The sequence below is a fragment of the Thermaurantiacus tibetensis genome, assembly GCF_015354055.1.
Classification (GTDB): Bacteria; Pseudomonadota; Alphaproteobacteria; order Sphingomonadales; family Sphingomonadaceae; genus Thermaurantiacus; species Thermaurantiacus tibetensis.
Genome location: NZ_JACHTM010000004.1, coordinates 39,390 through 55,578, shown reverse-complemented (window position 1 = coordinate 55,578; position 16,189 = coordinate 39,390). Strand labels below are relative to the sequence as shown.

18 protein-coding genes are annotated in these 16,189 nt (G+C 72.7%); 9 read left to right on the top strand and 9 right to left on the bottom strand.

Annotated features, from left to right (window positions below; genetic code table 11):
* The first annotated feature begins 3 nt into the window (after positions 1-3).
* From leuD to H3H34_RS10755, 3 genes are read left to right on the top strand one after another with little or no spacing between them, the layout of a single operon-like run.
* Positions 4-606, top strand: coding sequence for a 3-isopropylmalate dehydratase small subunit (gene leuD, locus H3H34_RS10765; protein ID WP_194745300.1), 603 nt, complete (start codon positions 4-6; stop codon positions 604-606).
* Entirely contained in the window at positions 603-1,661 is a 1,059-nt protein-coding gene (gene leuB / locus H3H34_RS10760) for a 3-isopropylmalate dehydrogenase (protein WP_194745547.1), read from the top strand. Before leuD ends, leuB begins: the two co-directional genes overlap by 4 nt.
* Positions 1,658-2,362 carry a DUF502 domain-containing protein gene (locus H3H34_RS10755; RefSeq protein WP_194745299.1) on the top strand — a complete coding sequence of 235 codons (705 nt, stop codon included), beginning with the start codon at positions 1,658-1,660 and terminating at the stop codon, positions 2,360-2,362. Before leuB ends, H3H34_RS10755 begins: the two co-directional genes overlap by 4 nt.
* 4 nt (positions 2,363-2,366) lie before the next feature.
* On the opposite strand, the gene H3H34_RS10750 is transcribed toward H3H34_RS10755, so the two are convergent.
* Positions 2,367-2,996 carry an HdeD family acid-resistance protein gene (locus H3H34_RS10750; RefSeq protein ID WP_194745298.1) on the bottom strand — a complete coding sequence of 210 codons (630 nt, stop codon included), beginning with the start codon at positions 2,994-2,996 and terminating at the stop codon, positions 2,367-2,369.
* Between the two features lie 128 nt (positions 2,997-3,124).
* On the opposite strand from H3H34_RS10750, the gene H3H34_RS10745 reads away from it, so the two are divergent.
* Both H3H34_RS10745 and H3H34_RS10740 read left to right on the top strand, forming a co-directional pair.
* Entirely contained in the window at positions 3,125-4,165 is a 1,041-nt protein-coding gene (locus tag H3H34_RS10745; protein ID WP_194745297.1) for an aspartate-semialdehyde dehydrogenase, read from the top strand.
* Entirely contained in the window at positions 4,165-4,923 is a 759-nt protein-coding gene (locus H3H34_RS10740) for an alpha/beta fold hydrolase (protein WP_194745296.1), read from the top strand. The genes H3H34_RS10745 and H3H34_RS10740 overlap by 1 nt, the downstream gene beginning before the upstream one ends.
* Here the strand turns inward: H3H34_RS10740 and H3H34_RS10735 are convergent.
* Entirely contained in the window at positions 4,910-5,770 is an 861-nt protein-coding gene (locus H3H34_RS10735) for a dienelactone hydrolase family protein (protein ID WP_194745295.1), read from the bottom strand. The two genes, H3H34_RS10740 and H3H34_RS10735, sit on opposite strands and share 14 nt — an antisense overlap.
* 11 nt (positions 5,771-5,781) lie before the next feature.
* Positions 5,782-6,792: a glutathione S-transferase family protein gene (locus H3H34_RS10730; protein WP_194745294.1), complete on the bottom strand. Its 1,011-nt coding sequence runs from the start codon at positions 6,790-6,792 to the stop codon at positions 5,782-5,784.
* Positions 6,793-6,832: 40 nt separating this feature from the next.
* Between H3H34_RS10730 and H3H34_RS10725 the strand changes: the two genes are divergently transcribed.
* The 3 genes from H3H34_RS10725 to H3H34_RS13360 are packed head-to-tail and all read left to right on the top strand — an operon-like array spanning position 6,833 to position 7,973.
* Positions 6,833-7,237, top strand: coding sequence for a DUF302 domain-containing protein (locus tag H3H34_RS10725; protein WP_194745293.1), 405 nt, complete (start codon positions 6,833-6,835; stop codon positions 7,235-7,237).
* A complete protein-coding gene (locus H3H34_RS10720) occupies positions 7,237-7,623 on the top strand; it encodes a YbaN family protein (protein WP_194745292.1) in 387 nt (128 codons plus the stop codon). Before H3H34_RS10725 ends, H3H34_RS10720 begins: the two co-directional genes overlap by 1 nt.
* Positions 7,599-7,973, top strand: a complete 375-nt coding sequence (locus H3H34_RS13360) for a hypothetical protein (protein ID WP_207790909.1) — start codon at positions 7,599-7,601, stop codon at positions 7,971-7,973. Before H3H34_RS10720 ends, H3H34_RS13360 begins: the two co-directional genes overlap by 25 nt.
* Positions 7,974-7,998: 25 nt before the next feature.
* Here the strand turns inward: H3H34_RS13360 and H3H34_RS10710 are convergent, their stop codons facing one another.
* The 3 genes from H3H34_RS10710 to H3H34_RS10700 are packed head-to-tail and all read right to left on the bottom strand — an operon-like array spanning position 7,999 to position 11,563.
* Entirely contained in the window at positions 7,999-8,439 is a 441-nt protein-coding gene (locus H3H34_RS10710) for an EVE domain-containing protein (protein WP_194745290.1), read from the bottom strand.
* A 2-nt stretch (positions 8,440-8,441) separates the two neighbouring features.
* A complete protein-coding gene (locus tag H3H34_RS10705) occupies positions 8,442-10,730 on the bottom strand; it encodes a xanthine dehydrogenase family protein molybdopterin-binding subunit (RefSeq protein WP_194745289.1) in 2,289 nt (762 codons plus the stop codon).
* Positions 10,727-11,563 carry a Rossmann-fold NAD(P)-binding domain-containing protein gene (locus H3H34_RS10700; protein ID WP_194745288.1) on the bottom strand — a complete coding sequence of 279 codons (837 nt, stop codon included), beginning with the start codon at positions 11,561-11,563 and terminating at the stop codon, positions 10,727-10,729. Before H3H34_RS10700 ends, H3H34_RS10705 begins: the two co-directional genes overlap by 4 nt.
* A 124-nt stretch (positions 11,564-11,687) precedes the next feature.
* Between H3H34_RS10700 and H3H34_RS10695 the strand changes: the two genes are divergently transcribed.
* Positions 11,688-12,425, top strand: a complete 738-nt coding sequence (locus tag H3H34_RS10695; protein WP_194745287.1) for a ChaN family lipoprotein — start codon at positions 11,688-11,690, stop codon at positions 12,423-12,425.
* Positions 12,426-12,430: 5 nt separating this feature from the next.
* Here H3H34_RS10695 and H3H34_RS10690 read toward each other — a convergent pair whose 3' ends face one another.
* The 3 genes from H3H34_RS10690 to H3H34_RS10680 all read right to left on the bottom strand — a co-directional run bounded on the left by H3H34_RS10690 (position 12,431) and on the right by H3H34_RS10680 (position 16,073).
* Positions 12,431-13,906 (bottom strand): serine hydrolase domain-containing protein, encoded by a 1,476-nt coding sequence (locus tag H3H34_RS10690; RefSeq protein WP_194745286.1) that lies wholly within the window; start codon positions 13,904-13,906, stop codon positions 12,431-12,433.
* A 77-nt stretch (positions 13,907-13,983) separates the two neighbouring features.
* Positions 13,984-14,442, bottom strand: a complete 459-nt coding sequence (locus H3H34_RS10685) for a DUF3775 domain-containing protein (protein ID WP_194745285.1) — start codon at positions 14,440-14,442, stop codon at positions 13,984-13,986.
* Positions 14,443-14,492: 50 nt separating this feature from the next.
* Positions 14,493-16,073: a phytoene desaturase family protein gene (locus tag H3H34_RS10680; RefSeq protein WP_328831879.1), complete on the bottom strand. Its 1,581-nt coding sequence runs from the start codon at positions 16,071-16,073 to the stop codon at positions 14,493-14,495.
* Between the last annotated feature and the right edge of the window lie 116 nt (positions 16,074-16,189).

Genomic DNA, 16,189 nt, shown 5'->3' with positions numbered 1-16,189 from the left:
CGCATGCAGCCCTTCACCCGCCTTACGTCGCGCGCGATTCCCTTCGGCGCCCCCAACGTCGATACCGACGTCATCATTCCCTCCCGCTACCTGAAGGCGCTGACCCGCGCCGGCCTCGGCAAGGGGGCGTTTGCGCCACTGCGGGAGGCCCCGGACAACATCTTCGACCGGCCCGAGTTCGCCGGCGCCCGGATCCTGATCGCCGGTGACAACTTCGGCTGCGGCTCGAGCCGCGAGCACGCCCCCTGGGCGATCCTCGACATGGGGATCCGCTGCGTCATCGCCCCCTCCTTCGCCGACATCTTCGCCGGCAACAGCTTCAGGAACGGCCTGCTCCTCGTCGCGCTGCCGCAGGCCGAGGTGGACCGGCTGATGGCGGTGGCGCGCGAGGGCTTGCCCATCACCGTCGATCTCGAGGCCCAGACGGTGACGACCCCCTATCAGGACCGCTTCACCTTCCCGATCGACCCGTTCCGCAAGGCCTGCCTGCTCCAGGGCCTCGACCAGATCGGGATCACCGAGACACTGCTGCCCCAGATCGATGCCTTCGAGGCGCGCATGGCAGGGGAGCGGCCGTGGATCGCCGGCGCCGCCGCCCGGTCATGAAGCTGCTGCTGCTCCCGGGTGACGGGATCGGCCCGGAGGTCATCGCCGAAGCGCGGGCCGTGCTCGAGGCCCTCGCCCTTCCCGGTCTCGAGGTTGCCGAAGCGCCGTTCGGGGGCGCGGCCATCGACTCGGACGGCGTGCCGCTTCCCGAGGCGACGAAGGCGGCCGCGCTTTCGGCCGACGCCGTCCTCATGGGCGCGGTCGGCGGGCCGCAATGGGCCAGCCAGCCCTATGACCTTCGGCCCGAGGCCGGGCTTCTGGCGCTGCGCCACGCCATGGGCGTCTTTGCCAACCTGCGTCCGGCGAGGCTCTTCCCGCCGCTGGCCGATGCCTCGACGCTGAAGCCCGAGGTGGTCGAAGGCCTCGACATCCTCTTCGTGCGGGAACTCGTGGGCGGCGTCTACTTCGGCGAGCCGCGGGGGATCGAGCGGCTTCCCTCCGGCGAGCGGGTCGGCCTCAACACCCAGCGCTACGCCGAGCACGAGATCGTGCGCGTGGCCGATGTCGCCTTCGCGCTCGCCCGCGCCCGGGGCGGGCACGTCACCTCGGTCGACAAGGCGAACGTGATGGAATCGGGCCTGCTCTGGCGCGAGGTGGTCACCGCCCGGCAGAAGGAGCGCCACCCCGACGTGCCGCTTTCGCACATGCTGGCCGACAGCTGCGCGATGGAGCTGGTCCGCAACCCGCGCCGGTTCGACGTGATCCTGACCGACAATCTCTTCGGCGATCTCCTCTCCGACCTCGCCGCCATGCTGACCGGCTCGCTCGGGATGCTGCCGTCGGCCGCCCTCGGCGCGCCGGGTGCGCCCGGCCTTTACGAGCCCATCCACGGCTCGGCGCCCGACATCGCGGGGAAGGGCATCGCCAACCCCTGCGCCGCGATCCTGAGCCTTGCCATGGCGCTTCGCCACTCGCTCAGGCGCCCGGACGCAGCCGATCGGGTCGAGGCCGCGGTTGCCTCTGCACTCGCAGGCGGCGCCCGCACCCGCGACCTCGGCGGCACCCTCTCGACGCGCGAGATGGGGACAGCCATCGTCGCCGCACTTGCTTCATGACCAGCCTTGCGGACCTCGCCCGCCGGTCGCCGGCGCTCCTGGCCCGCAAGGTTGCGGGCCTGTTCCTCACCGGCCTCCTCTTCCTCCTCCCCCTCATCCTGACGGTGGTGGCGCTGGCCTGGGTTCTCGGCCAGCTCGGCGCCGTCTTCGGGCCCGACACCTTCCTCGGCGGGCTCATCGCCGGGCTCGGCCGGCTGGTCACGCTCGGCGCCGCCGGTGCCGCCGCCGGCTTCTGGTTCGGCCTGCTCGTCATCGTCGCCGGCATCACCGCGCTCGGCGCCCTCGTGCAGTCGGGCGCGAAGGGTCTCCTCGAATCCTGGGTCGATGGCCTCCTCTCCCGCCTGCCGGTCGTAGGCAAGCTCTACCAGCCCTTTGCCCAGCTCGTCCGCACCATGGGCGGCGACAGCAAGGAGGAAATGGCCTCCATGTCGGTGGTCACCGCCCGCTTCGGCGATGGCGCGGAGGTGCTGGCCCTGCTTGCAAGCCCCGAGGTCTTCGACGTGGGCAACGGGCCGTCGCGGCTCATCCTCATCCCGACCGCCCCCGTGCCCATCGGTGGCGCGCTGCTCTTCGTGCCCGCCGCGAACGTCCGGGTCGTGCCGGGCATGAAGTTCGACGACCTTGCCAAGTTCTACATCACCATGGGAACGGTCGCGCCTCCGGCGCTGTTCGCCGGCGCCACGCCCGCCCGCGCGCGCTAGGGCTTCAGCCGCCTCCGGCGAGCCGGTCCCGCACCCGCTCCAGCCCGGCATCGAGCCGCCCCTTCAGCGACCTCAGCCGGAAGCCGACCAGGATGAAGAGAATGCCGGTCGCGAACGCCCAGGCGCCGATGATCCACGTGATGGCCACCGCGCCGGCAAGCGGGTTGAACAGGATGAGCCCGGCGAAGACGAGGCCCAGGATCCCGGCGAGGATGAACCAGCCGCGGCCATGGTCGGCCGGGAGGCGCACCGCGGAGACGAGCGTCGCGACCCCCGTCACCGCCGCGTTCGCACCGATGAAGAGGGTAAGCACGAACGCAGTCGCGAGCGGCCAGACGAAGGCGAGCACGCCGAGCACGATCGACGCGACCGACGCCACCGCGAACCAGACCCAGGCCTCGCCGTTCCGCGCGCGGCCCCAGGCCGCGATGACCCCGGCAATGCCGTCGGCGACTGCGAAAATGCCAAAGACGAGCACCAGCGAGAAGAGCGCCGGCCCGGGCGTCACCAGCGCGAGGATCCCGAAGATGACGCCGAACAGGCCCTTGAGCGCGATCGCCCACCAGCGCAGCCGGAACAGGGACGGCGCCCCTGCGCGGATCGAGTCGAGAAGGTCCTTCGCATCCGTCGCCACCCGCCGCCTCCTTCGCCAGCGCCCACGCCACGCCAGATTTCAGGCAAGAGCGCTTCCCTCGCCCGACGTCTCCCGCTAGGCCCCCCCCGCTGCCCGCCCGCTGGTCGGGCAACCTCGGGAGACATGCCTTGGGATACAGGATTGCCGTCGTCGGCGCGACCGGAAACGTCGGCCGCGAGATGCTGAACATCCTTGCCGAGCGGGAGTTCCCTGCCGACGAGGTCGCGGCCGTCGCCTCGTCGCGCTCGGTCGGGAGCCGGGTCGACTTCGGCGAGACGGGCCGCGAGCTCACCGTCCGCAACCTCGAGCACTTCGACTTCTCCGGCTGGGACATCGCCCTCTTCGCCGCCGGCTCGGGGCCCACGAAGATCCACGCCCCCCGCGCCGCGGCAGCGGGCTGCATCGTCATCGACAACAGCTCGCTCTACCGCATGGAGCCCGACGTGCCACTCATCGTGCCCGAGGTGAACCCGGACGCGATCGACGGCTACGCGAAGCGCCGAATCATCGCCAACCCCAACTGCTCGACGGCGCAGATGGTGGTCGCGCTGAAACCGCTCCACGATGCCGCCACCATCCGCCGGGTGGTGGTGTCGACCTACCAGTCGGTCTCGGGCGCGGGCAAGGCCGCCATGGACGAGCTCTTCGAGCAGGCGCGCGCCATCTTCGTGGGCGACCGGCGCGAGCCTGCCAGGTTCACGAAGCAGATCGCCTTCAACGTCATTCCCCACATCGACGTCTTCCTCGGGCCCGACTCGGGCTACGACGGCTACACCAGGGAGGAGTGGAAGATGGCGGTCGAGACCCAGAAGATCCTCGACCCCGCCATCAAGGTGACCGCGACCTGCGTGCGCGTGCCCGTGTTCGTCGGCCATTCCGAGGCCATCACCGTCGAGCTCGAGCGGCCCCTCTCGGTCGCCCGCGCCCAGGCCATCCTGCGCGAGGCCCCGGGCGTGATGCTCGTCGACCGGCGCGAGGACGGCGGCTACGTCACCCCGGTCGAGTGCGTGGGGGATTATGCCACCTTCGTGTCCCGCGTTCGGAAGGACCCCACGGTCGAGAACGGCCTGTCGCTCTGGTGCGTCTCCGACAATCTCCGCAAGGGCGCGGCGCTCAATGCCGTGCAGATCGCCGAGCTCCTCGGCCGCCGCCACCTGAAGAAGGGCTGATGCCGCGCTTGACAAGCTTCGACGGCACGGGCCTTGCCTTCCGCGACGAGGGCGAGGGCCCGCCGGTGCTGCTGCTCCACGGCCTCTTCTCGACCGCGGAGGTGAACTGGGTCCGCCACGGCACGGCCGCGCGCCTCGTCGCGGCCGGCTATCGCGTCATCCTTCCCGATCTCCGCGGCCATGGCGCGAGCGACGCGCCCGCGGGCCCCGAGGGCTGGCCCGAGGACGCGCTGGCGAAGGATGCCGAGGCGCTCGTCGCCCACCTCGGCCTTGGGCCCGAGCTTGTCGTCGGCGGCTATTCGCTCGGCGCGCGCACCACCGTCCGGCTCCTCGTGCGCGGGGAGGTGAGACCGCGGGCGGCGATCCTTGCCGGCATGGGGCTCGAGGGGCTGACGGGCGGCGAGGCGCGGGGCCGCTGGTTCGCCCGGCTGATCGAGGGGCGGGGCAGCTGGCCGCGCAACTCGGCCGAATGGTTCGCCGAGGCTTTCATGAAGGCCAATGTCCCAAAACCCGAGGCGCTGCTGCCGCTCGTCTCCGGCTTCCGCGGCACGCCCGAGTCTGCCCTGGCCGAACTCACCCTGCCGGTCGCCGTGATCTGCGGCACGGACGACCGCGACAACGGCTCGGCTTCGGCGCTGGCTGCAGCGCTTCCCGACGCGCGGCTCCTCGAGGTGCCGGGCAATCACATGTCGGCCGTCACCCGCCCGGAGTTCGGCGAAGCGCTTCTCGCCGCGCTCGCCGGCTTCAGAGCTTCCTGAACCAGTCGAGCGCCGCCGCCCAGGCCACCGGTGCCGCGGTCGGCGAATAGCTCGGGCGATAGTCGGCGAGGAAGCCGTGGTCGGCCTCGAACAGCCGGATCTCCGAGGGCCTGCCCGCCGCCTTCAGTGCGGCGTTCATCGCCTCGACGTCGGAGACCGGAATCCCCCGGTCCTGCGTGCCGTAGAGGCCGAGCACTGGGGCCCTGAGCTGGCCTACCACATCGATCGGGTTGCGCGGTGTCAGCGCATTCACGTCGCCCGTCAGCCGGCCATACCAGGCAACGCCCGCCTTCAGCTGCGGGTTGTGGGCGGCATAGAGCCAGACGATCCGCCCGCCCCAGCAGAAGCCGGTGATGCCCAGCCGCCGGGCGTTGCCGCCATCGGTCGCCGCGAAGACGGCAAGCGCGTCGAGATCGGCCATCACGTCCGCGTCGGCCACCTTGCTGATGATGGCCTCGCGCAAGGTCCGGATGTCGGCGATTTTCGTCGGGTCCCCGTGGCGCTGGAAAAGATCGGCCGCGATCGCGTAGAAGCCGGCGTGCGCAAGGCGGCGGGTCACGTCGCGGATCCATTCGTGGAGCCCGAAGATCTCCTGGACGACGAGCACCACCGGGCGGGGCTTCCCGCGCGCGGGCTTCGCGCGATAGGCGTTCATCAGGAACCCGCCTGCGGCCGGGAAGCGCAGCATCGTGGCCTCTAGCCCCTCGGCCGGCGTGCGGATGACGGTCGAGGCAACCGGCTGGGCGGCAAGCGCATGGCCGAGCGCCACGGCGCCGCCGCCGAGCGCCGCCCGCCGCGACACCCCCGACATGCGGACCCAGGTCTCGTCCTCGCCCAGCCGGTCCATCCCGCTCTCCCTCAACGCTCAAGATAGACGGCAAGCAGCGGCCAGTCACCCGCCGCTGCCTGCAGCCGGGCACGATCGGCCGGCGCGAGCGCGGCGATCTCGCCGGCAATCTCCGCCCGGCACTTCTCGGTGAAGCCGCGCGCCGGCACCTCGACGGCACCCACCCGGACCCGCTTCGTGCCATCGGCAAGCGCGGCCCGGTTGGCCGCGAGGAAGGGCGCGAAGCCGAGCGCATCGCCCCCCAGCAGCGGCTCGAGCCGCGCGGCCGCCACCTCGAGCGCGTCCCAGGCGCCGCCGCCGGCGCGGGCTGCCGCCAGCGCGCGGGCGTGCCAGCCGATGAGGTGCGGGGCATGTGCCTCGACCCATGCGCGCGCCTCCGGCTCCCACAGCAGGCCTGAATCGAGGAAGCCCCAGAGCGCGGCATCGGCCAGCGAGAGCCGGCTCCCGAAGAGGAAGGGGGCAAGCGCGTCGCGCAGGACATCTGCCGCGCGGGCGAGCAGCGCTTCGGTCTCGTCGATCCCGGCGCCGATCACCCCGTTCGTCGCGCAGCTCTCGAGGAAGAAGCGGTCGATGCCCGGCAGCAGGCGGGCGATCGCCTCTTCCTCCGCCTTGCTCGGCGCCTCGCCATGGTGCCGGCCGAGCAGGTTGAGCGCCCCCGTCCGCGCCACCCAGGCGCGGGTTGCCGCCGACTTCGCGCGGAACAGGATGGCGGGCCTCAGGAACCATTCGTCGAACCAGTCGTCGGCAATCCTCGCGAGGATGGCGAGCGCCGGGTCGTCGGGCACGAGGCTCCGTTCTGGCGCGCGGGCCGAGAGCGCAAGGCTGATCCGGGTCGAGTCGACCAGCCACGTGCCGTCGCCGAGGTCGACCACGGGGAAGCGGTGGTAGCCGCCGACCGCGGCTTCCACCTCGGCCTTGTTGGCCAGCGTCTTGAGGCGATAGGCAAAGGGAAGCCCGAGCGCGGTCAGCGACAGCCACGCCTTGCGCGTGTAAAAGCTTGGGTCGGTCCCGTAGAGTCGCATGGGCCTTGGGGGCGATAGGAAAGGCGGAAGGGAAGCGCAAATGGCCGAGCTTGGAACCGAGGTCCGCCTCGACTGCCCGTTCGAGACGGCGATCGATCGCACGACGGCCGCGCTCGGCGAGGCCGGCTTCGGCATCATCTCGCGGATCGACCTCGACAAGGCGTTCCGCGAGAAGCTCGGGGTCTCCTTCCGCCGCTACACCATCCTCGGCGCCTGCAACCCCGCGCTCGCCCACAGAGCAGTCTCCGCCGTGCCGGAGATGGGCCTGCTCCTGCCCTGCAACGTGACGGTGGAGGAGACGGACGGCGGCAGCCTCGTCCGCATCGTCGATGCCGCGGTCATGCTCGGCGCCGGCGGGCTCGGGAGCCGGCCGGAAATCGCGGCCCTGGCTACGGATGCCGGCGAGCGGCTGGCGCGCGTCGCACGCACGCTCGCTGCCGGCTGATGGCGCGACCGGCGCCGTCGCGCTGGAGTGTCGCCCGCCTGCTCTACCTGGCGCTCGGCACCGCGGCGCTGGCGCTGGGGCTTGTCGGCGTGGTCGTGCCGCTCCTGCCCACCACGCCCTTCCTCATCCTCGCCGCCTTCGGCTTCGCGCGGTCGCTGCCGCAGCTCGAGCGCTGGCTCCTCGCCCACCCCCGCTTCGGCCCGGGATTGCAGGCTTGGCGGGCGCGCCGGGCCATTCCCCCGGCGGCCAAGCGCGCCTCGGCCGCTGGCATGGCCGCCGGTCTTGCCATCTTCTGGGCGTGGCGCGCGCCCGATTGGCCCCTTCTCCTGCTGGTTGCCGCGCTGATGCTGCTCGTGGGGGCATGGATCTGGTCTCGCCCGGACTGATCGCGCACCGGCCGCCTTCACCCCCGTCTGGCGAGAAGGCGCCGCGGCTGCTATCAGCCTCGAGCCGCGCCGTTCCCATTGGGGGGAGAGGGGGCGGCCTCGAGGAGGACCTGTTCATGAAGATCCTGCTTGCGTTCCTGGCCACGGCGGCTCTGGCCGCGCCGGTCCTCGCCCAGGACATGGCGCCGGCCACCGACCTTCCGGTGTGCTCGAAGGAGGTGCGCGACCGTTGCGTCCAGGGCCCGGCGGCCCAGCGGCGGGAAGCCCAGGAATTCAAGGATGGCGGCCGCGACAACAGCGCGATGATGACGCCGAAGCAGGCAGCCGCGGGGATGGCAAAGCCGCGCTGACGCCGAGGACGGCGCGCGCCTCCGGTCAGCCGGTGGCGCGCGCTGCGCCCGCGACGGGCGGCTCTCCGGCCAGTTCGAGAACCCGGCTCCACTCCGCGGGCCGCACCGGCACGACCGACAGGCGCGACTGGCGGATGAGCTGGAAGCCGGAAAGCGCCGGGTCGGCCTTCATCTCGGCGAGGCTCACCGGCCGCGGCAGCGGACGAACGGGTGCGACCCGCACGGCGACCCAGCGGCCGCTCGGGTCGGTCGGGTCCGGAAAGGCGGTCTCGGTCACCCGGCAGATGCCCACCGCCGCCTTGCCGATGTTGGAGTGGTAGAAGAGCGCCTCCTCGCCGACCCGCATGGCGCGAAGATTGGCCGCTGCCTGCGGGTTGCGCACCCCATCCCAGACCGTCTCGCCATCGCGGACGAGATCGTCCCAGGAGTAGACGTCGGGCTCGGACTTGAGCAGCCAGCCGGCCATGCCTACTCCGCGGCCTGCGGGAGCCTCTGGGCCTGCGCCAGGCGCCAGATCTTCTCGGGCGTCGCCGGCATCTCGAGCTGTGTTCCGCCGAGCGCGTCGATGATGGCGTTCATGATGGCGGGCATGGCGCCGATGGTGCCGGCCTCGCCGCAGCCCTTGGCCCCCAGCGGGTTGGTGGGAGAGGGGGTCGGCAGCGAATCGAAGGCGATCGCGGGCGGCATGTCGTCCGCGCGCGGCAGGCCATAGTCCATGAAGCTTCCGGTCAGCAGCTGCGCTGCCTCGTCGTAGACCACGTTCTCAAGCAGCGCCTGGCCGAGGCCCTGCGCTACCCCGCCGTGGATCTGGCCCTGGAGGAGAAGCGGGTTGATGATGGTCCCGAAGTCGTCGACGCAGCTGTAGCGCGTCACCTCCACCACCCCCGTCTCCGGGTCGATCTCCACTTCGGCCACGTGGCAGCCGTTGGGGAAGGTCGGCCGTGGCTGCTCCGGCGCGTAGCGGGAGCGGCCGTCGAGCCCGCCCGGGTGCCGCGCGGCCAGCTCCGCGAGCGAGAGCGAGGCGTTGGAATTGCGCGCGCGGAACAGGCCCTCGGCATAGTCCACCTCGTCGCCGAGGTCGGCCTTGGCCAGCGCGATCCCGCGCGCGACGAGCGCGTCGGCCGCCTCGAGGCAGGCCGAGCCGCCCCAGGCCATCGACCGCGAGCCGCCGGTGCCATGGCCCTGGTCGAGCCGTGCAGTATCGCCCTGGACGATCCGCACCTGCTCGAGGGGGATGCCGAGCCGCTCGGCCGTCACCTGGGCGTAGACCGTCTCGTGTCCCTGCCCGTTCGACTGGGTGCCGACCGCCACTTCGACGACCCCGTCCGACCCGACGCGGACGTCGGCGAACTCCTCGGCCGAGCCGCCGCCGGCAATCTCGACATAGTAGCAGAGGCCGCGGCCATGGAGCCGGCCGCGCCGGGCCGCCTCGGCCCTGCGTGCCGGCGCCCCGGCCCAGTCGGCGTTGGCCAGCGCCTTTTCGAGCACGGCCGGGAAGTTGCCCACGTCGAAGGTGAGGCCGAGGCCGTTGGCGTGGGGCAGCTCGTCGGGGGTGAGCAGGTTGCGCCGGCGGATCTCGTCGGTGCCGAGCCCGAGCCGGTGGGCGGCCGCATCCATCAGCCGTTCGATGATGTAGGTCGCCTCCGGCCGGCCGGCGCCGCGATAGGCATCGACCGGGGCGGTGTTGGTGACGACGCCATGGACCCGGTTGTGGATGGCCGGAATCCGGTAGACGCCGCCGAGGATCCGCCCGCCGGCAAAGGTCTGGATCGCGGGGCCGAACTGGGCCTGGTAGGCACCGAGGTCGGACCAGGTCTCGACCTTGAGGCCGAGGATGCGCCCGTCCGCGTCGAGCGCGAGCGTGGCGTCGCTTTCCATCGCCCGGCCGTGGGTGTCGGTCTGGAAGGCGTCGGACCGGTCGCCCGCCCACTTGACCGGCCGCCCGAGCGCCCGGGCGGCGTGCAGCACCAGCGCATATTCGGGGTAGATGAAGGTCTTCATGCCGAACCCGCCGCCGACGTCTCCGGTGACGATGCGCAGGCTCTCCGGCGGGCACTTCAGGACCATGCCGGCAAGGAGCGCGCGCATGCCGGCCACGCCCTGGCTTCCGACATGGAGGATTCCCTGTCCCTCCTCCCACTGGGCGACGGCGGCGCGCACCTCCATGGAGGTGGGCGCCACCCGGTTCTGGACGATGCGGAGCGACACGCGGTGGGCGGCGGCCGCGATCGCCGCATCGGCAGCGGCCGCGTCGCCGGCCTCCCAGGTGAAGAGGACGTTCGACGGTGCCTCGGGCCAGACCTTGGGCGCACCGGGCGCGGTCGCGGCCGCGATCGAGGCGACCGCCGGCAGCTCCTCATAGTCCACCTCGATCGCATCGGCCGCGGCGCGGGCCTGCTCGCGGGTCTCGGCCACCACGAAGGCGACGCCATCGCCCACGAACCGCACCACGTCCTTCGCAAGCAGCAGGCGCGGAGTCTGGATGGGGCCGGAGAGCGGCACCATGCAGGGCACCGGGCCGTAGTCGGCCACGTCGGCGTGGGTGTAGATGGCAACCACCCCGGGCATCGCCGCGGCAGCAGAGGTGTCGATGCGGCGGATCCGCGCATGCCCGTAGGGCGAGCGCAGAGTGACCGCGTGGAGCATGCCCGGCAGCCGGATGTCGTCGGTGTAGCGGCCGCGGCCGGTGAGCAACCGGCCGTCCTCCACCCGCTCGACCGACCTGCCGACGCCCGTCTGGCTGGTTCCGAACTTCATGCCGCCTGCTCCTCCGCGCGAATGGCCCTCAAGCCCGCCTTATAGTCTGGGTGGCGCAGACGGTAGCCCGTGCACCGTGCGAGTTTCCACCCTGCGACGATGCGGCGTTCCGACCAGAAGCCGCGCGCCGCGGGCGAGAAGCGCTCGAGCGCGAACGGCTCGAGCGGGGGGAAGGGGGCTCCGAGCAGCCGGCAGGCCTCCTCGACCACGGCGCGGGGCTCGGCCGGGCAGCCGTCGACGAGGTTGAAGACCCCGGCTGCCCCCGACTCGAGGATGGCGCGCGTCGCCCCGGCGATGTCTTCCACGTGGATCCGGTTGAAGCGATGGCCGGGCCGGTCGATGCGCCTTGCGGTTCCGGCCCGCACCTGGTCGAGCGCGGAACGGCCCGGACCGTAGATGCCCGGAAGCCGAAGCACCGTGGCCCCCAGCGCCTGCCAGGCAAGATCGGCCGCCGTGCGGGCCTGCCGGCGCCCCGTGCCCACGGGCGACGATTCGTCGACGACCGCGCCGCCCGTGTCGCCGTAGACCCCGGTCGAGGAGAGGTAGAGGAGCCGCGCGGGAGTGGCCGCAAGCGCGGCGCCGAAGCGCGCCAGCACCGGGTCGGCTCCGGTCTCGCCGTCGGGCGGGACGGACGAGAGGACCGCGCGCGCCGCGCCCACCAGCTCCGGCACGGCCGGGTCGTCGAAGGCCAGCACCTCGGCCGAGGCAGCCCGGCGCACGCCCACCACCTCCCAGCCTGCCGCCCGCATCTCCCGGGCGATCCGTGCGGCAGAGTAGCCGAGGCCGAGAATCAGCAGCAGCGGGGCCTCCCCTTCCGCCCGGCGCCGTGCCATCGGTTTCTCCATGATGGCCACTATCCCTGCGCTGGCGGCGCTGTCATCCCTTGTTGCCGCACCGGCGAGCCAGGCCCCCGGCTGCCTTCCCCCCGGGGCCTGGGCCGACCGCAGCGGTCAGCCGATGAGCCGCGAGGCCTTCCTCGACCGGGCGATGGCAGCGGGCGTGGTGCTGCTCGGCGAGCAGCACGCCACCCCCTCGCACCACCGCTGGCAGGCGGACGTGGTGGCCGGGCTCCTCGAGCGCGGGCGCGCGGTGGTGCTGGGGCTCGAGCAGCTCCCGCGGAGCGCCCAGCCGGCGCTCGACCGCTGGGTCGCGGGCGCGCTCTCGGCCGAGGCCTTCCGCGCCGAGAGCGGCTGGGACCGGCACTGGGGCCACGACTTCGCGGCCTACCTGCCCCTGCTCGAGCTGGCGCGCGAGCGGCGGGTGCCGCTGGTTGCGCTCAACATCGACCGGGCCTTCGTGCGCGCCGTGGGGCGCGAGGGCTATGCGAAGGCCGCCGCGGGCGGCGCGCCGGTCGGCAGGCCCGCACCGCCACCGCCTGCCTATGTCGCGAGCCTCGAGCGGGTCTTCGCCACGCATGCGAAGGAGCCCGACCCGGCAGCGCTCGCCCGCTTCGTCGAGGCGCAGACGGTGTGGGACCGGGCCTTTGCCGAAGGCCTGCTGGCAGCGCGGCGGGCGCACCCTGAGGCCGTCGCGGTCGGCGTGATGGGGCTGGGCCATGTGGAGCATGGCTGGGGCGCCGAACACCAGCTTCGCGCGCTCGGGGAGACGGCGATCGTGTCGGCCATTCCCGTGCCGGCCGCGCCGCCCTGCCCCGTCGCATCCGACGCGGCGGACGCGCTCTTCGGTGCGGGCTGAGCGCCTCAGCGGCCGACGATCGCGAGGCGCAGCGCCTGGATCTGCGGCGCGGGCGTGGGTGCCAGCAGGATCTGTCCATCAAGGCGGCCGAAGCGGCACGCCCAGCGGAACTGGCCGGAAAGCGCCCCCGTCGCCGTGACCGGCGCGGAGGTGTCGCACGCGCCAAGCTCGCCCTTCAGCCGGGCAAGTTCGACCCGCCACAGCTCCGCGGAGCGGTCGAGGAGCATGTTGATGGCAAGGCTCTCCGGCACCGTGTCGATCCGGCCCGTCTGCCAGATGCGCGCGACGGCGCCATAGGCTTGCGCAAGCGCCGGCGAGACAGGCTGCGGGCGCGGGCTTGCGAAGCCGCTTCGCCGGAGCGCGAGCGCGGCCTCCCAGGCGGGTGCCGACGGCCCGGCGTAGGTCCGGTTGGCGAAGGCAAACACGCCCACCCCCGCCTCGGGCAGGAGGAGCATGTGCGAGCCATAGCCCGGGTAGCCGCCGCCGTGGTAGAGCACGCGGCCGAGGTCGCAGTCCTCGGCGACGAGCAGCCCGGCCCCGTAACCGACGGCCATGCGGCAGGGCTGGCTTCCGGGCCGCGGCCGGGCCTGCGGAGGCCCGCCCGCGGCTGCCATGGCGCGGACCGTGGCGCGGGGCCCGGGGCCGGTCCCGGGCTCGCCCACTGGCCAGGCGGAGAGCAGGAAGGCCATCCAGCGGGCGTAGTCGGTGGCGGTGGTCACGAGGCCGCCCATGGCGCCGAAGGCGCCGTCGGCCATCTCGGGCTCCGCGACCCAGCGGCCGCCCTCGAAGCGGTAGCCGCGGGCAAGCCGCGCGCGCGGTACCGCGGTCACATCGTAGGTGGTGGCCTGCATGCCGAGCGGGCGCAGCAGCCGGTCGGCCACGAACCGCTGGTAGGCCATCCCCGAGGCGTTGGTGATAATGCGCCCGAGCGTGGCGTAGCCGAGGTTGGAATATTCGAAGGCGGTGCCGGTTCCGCGCGTGAAGGGGACTCCGGCAGCGAGCAGGCGCGAGAAGTCGGCCTCGGCCATGGGCTGCTGCCGGTCTCCCCAGGGGTCGTCGGTGACGAAGCCCGCGGTGTGGTGGAGAAGGTCGGCAACCGTGATGGCCGGGCTGTCGGGAGTCGCCCGGGCCCAGCGGCGGGTCTCGGGGATGTGGAGGGCAACGGGGTCCTCCAGCCGCAGGCGGCCCTCGTCGCGCAGGAGGAGGATGGCAAGGCCCGTGAAGGCCTTGGACATGGAGGCGATGCGGAAGGCGGTCTCGGCGGTGACGGCGGTGCCTGTCTCGAGGTCGGCGAGGCCCGCGGTCTCGAGATGGGCAAGGCCCTCGGGCGTGACGATGCCCCAGACGAGGCCCGGCACGCGGCTGTCGCGCATCCAGTCGGCAAAGCCGCGGCGGATCTCGGGAAGCGCCGCTTCGAGCCGCGGGTCGGCAGCCGCGGGCAGGGGCAGGAGCAGCAGGAGAAGAAGGAGAAGCCAGCGCATCCCGGCGCTCTGCCCGGCGCGCTGGCCGGTCTCAACCCCCGGCGGCACGGCCCCGGCCCCGCGGCCGGGCTGCCCGCTCACTCCCCGGTGCGCGCGCGCCCGTGGTAATAGCCATCGGCCTCTTCGTCGGAGAGGTTGATGCCGAGCGCCGCCGCCCCTTCCTCGAGATAGTCACCGAGGAGGGGCATCTCCATGAGGTAGCGGGCCGTTGAGCCCTGCCGCCGCTCGCGGGCCATGGCGAGCACCTCGGGCCATTCCTCGGCCTCGAAGTCGCCCCGGCCGATCCACGCAAGGGCCACGAGTGCGGCCCGCTCGTCATCGGAGAGCGAATCGATCAGGTCGTGGAGCTCGTCCCCCGTCGGGTCGTCGCTCTGGCCTTCCAGCACCGAGACGAACCGGTCGTCGGCGCTGTTCGAGGCCTCGTCCGGGTCCGAGACCCCGGCCTGTGCGTCAAACGCCCGGGCCTTGAGGATGATCCAGGCCAGCGTATCGGTCGGAATGCCGATGCCCTCCTCGGGCGCTTCGGGTGTTTCCATCGCGTCCTCCCGTCTCTTCCTACCCCGATTCGCCGGCGCGCGCATGCCCCTCAGGCGCGGCCCAGCCGGCGCGCAGCCAGGATCGCGCGCGCCGCGTTGCGGCCGGGAAGCCCGGTCACGCCGCCCCCCGGGTGCGCACCCGCGCCGCACAGCCACAGCCCCGCAATCGGCGTCCGGTAGCTCCCCAGGCCCAGCAGCGGCCGCGCCGCCCACAGCTGGTCGAGCCGCATGGCGCCGTGGAAGATGTCCCCGTCGACAAGGCCGAACCGCTCCTCGAGATCGGCCGGCGAAAGCGCCAGCTGGCCCACCACCAGCCGGCGGAAGCCGGGTGCGAACCGCTCGACGACATCGAGCACGCGGTCCGCTGCCTCGGCGCGCGCGGCATCGTCCCATGGCCGGCCGCCGGGGAGCCGAGGGGCGAAATGCTGGGCGAACAGGCTTGCGACGTGGCAGCCCGGCGGCGCGAGGCTGTCGTCGAGCATGGAGGGGATGAGCATGTCGACGATGGGACGACGCGCCATGCCCGTCTCGACCGATTGGCGCCAGGCCCGGTCCATCCAGCCGAGCGAGGGGCCAAGGATGATGCCCGAGGCAAGGTGGGGGCCGGGCTCGGGCAGGGCAGCGAAGCGGGGGAGGCCCGAGAGCGCGACGTTCATCCGGAAGCTTGCCGAGCCGGTGCGGAAGCTGCGCATCCCCTCCTGCAGCCAGTCCGGCTGGTGCTCGGGTGCCACCATGCGCGAGAAGAGGAGCTTCGGCCCGACGTTGGCGACGACGAGGGAGGCGGGGAAGAGGCGGCCGTCCTCGGTCTCGACTCCCCGTGCGCGCCCGCCCGCCACCAGCACACGGGCGACCGGGGCCTCGCGCACGATCGTCACGCCGGCTGCCGTGCATGCTGCCTCCATGGCCCGGGTGATGGCCCCCATGCCGCCGACCGCATGGCCCCAGGCGCCCCTGACCCCGTTCACCTCCCCGAAGACGTGGTGGAGAAGGACGTAGCCGGTGCCGGGGGTGGAGGGGCTTGCCCAGGTGCCGACGACCGAATCGAAGCCGAAGAGGGCCCTCACCGGCTCGGACTCGAACCAGCCCTCGAGGAACTCGGTGGCGCTGCCGGCAAGGAGGCGCAGGAGGGCCTGCCGATCCGCAAGCGGCAAGGCCCGCACTTCGCGCGCGGCAAGCAGCAGGCCGGGAAGATCGGCCACATCGCCCCTGCCCGCAGGCGGAAGGCGCCGGGCGAGGCCGCGCAGCGCGGTCGCGATCCGCTCGAGCGAGGCCATGTAACGGGGGAGCGCAGCCGCATCGCGCGCGGAGAACTTCGCGACCTCGGCCGCGGTCCGCGTGCCGGCGAGCAGGAAGCGGCCATCCTCGGTGGGCAGGAAATTGGCCTCGGGGCGAAGCAGCAGGCGGAGGCCATGGCGGGCGAGGCCCATCTCGCGGATGATCTCTGGCGCGAGCAGCGAGACGGTGTAGCTCGCCGTCGAGTTGCGGAAGCCGGGGTGGAACTCCTCGGTCACGCAGGCGCCGCCCACGACCGCGCGCCTCTCGAGCACCCGGACGCGCAGACCCCCCCGTGCCAGCGCCCAGGCGCAGACGAGGCCGTTGTGCCCTGCGCCGATGACGAGGGCGTCATCCACCGGCAACGCCCCGCCCCGATTCGGCCGTCTTTCCCGCGCAGGGCTTGACGCTCGGGCGCGCCTGGTCCACGCGAGGGCGCAACACGGACCCTTTCGGTCCGATTTCGATGGTCAGG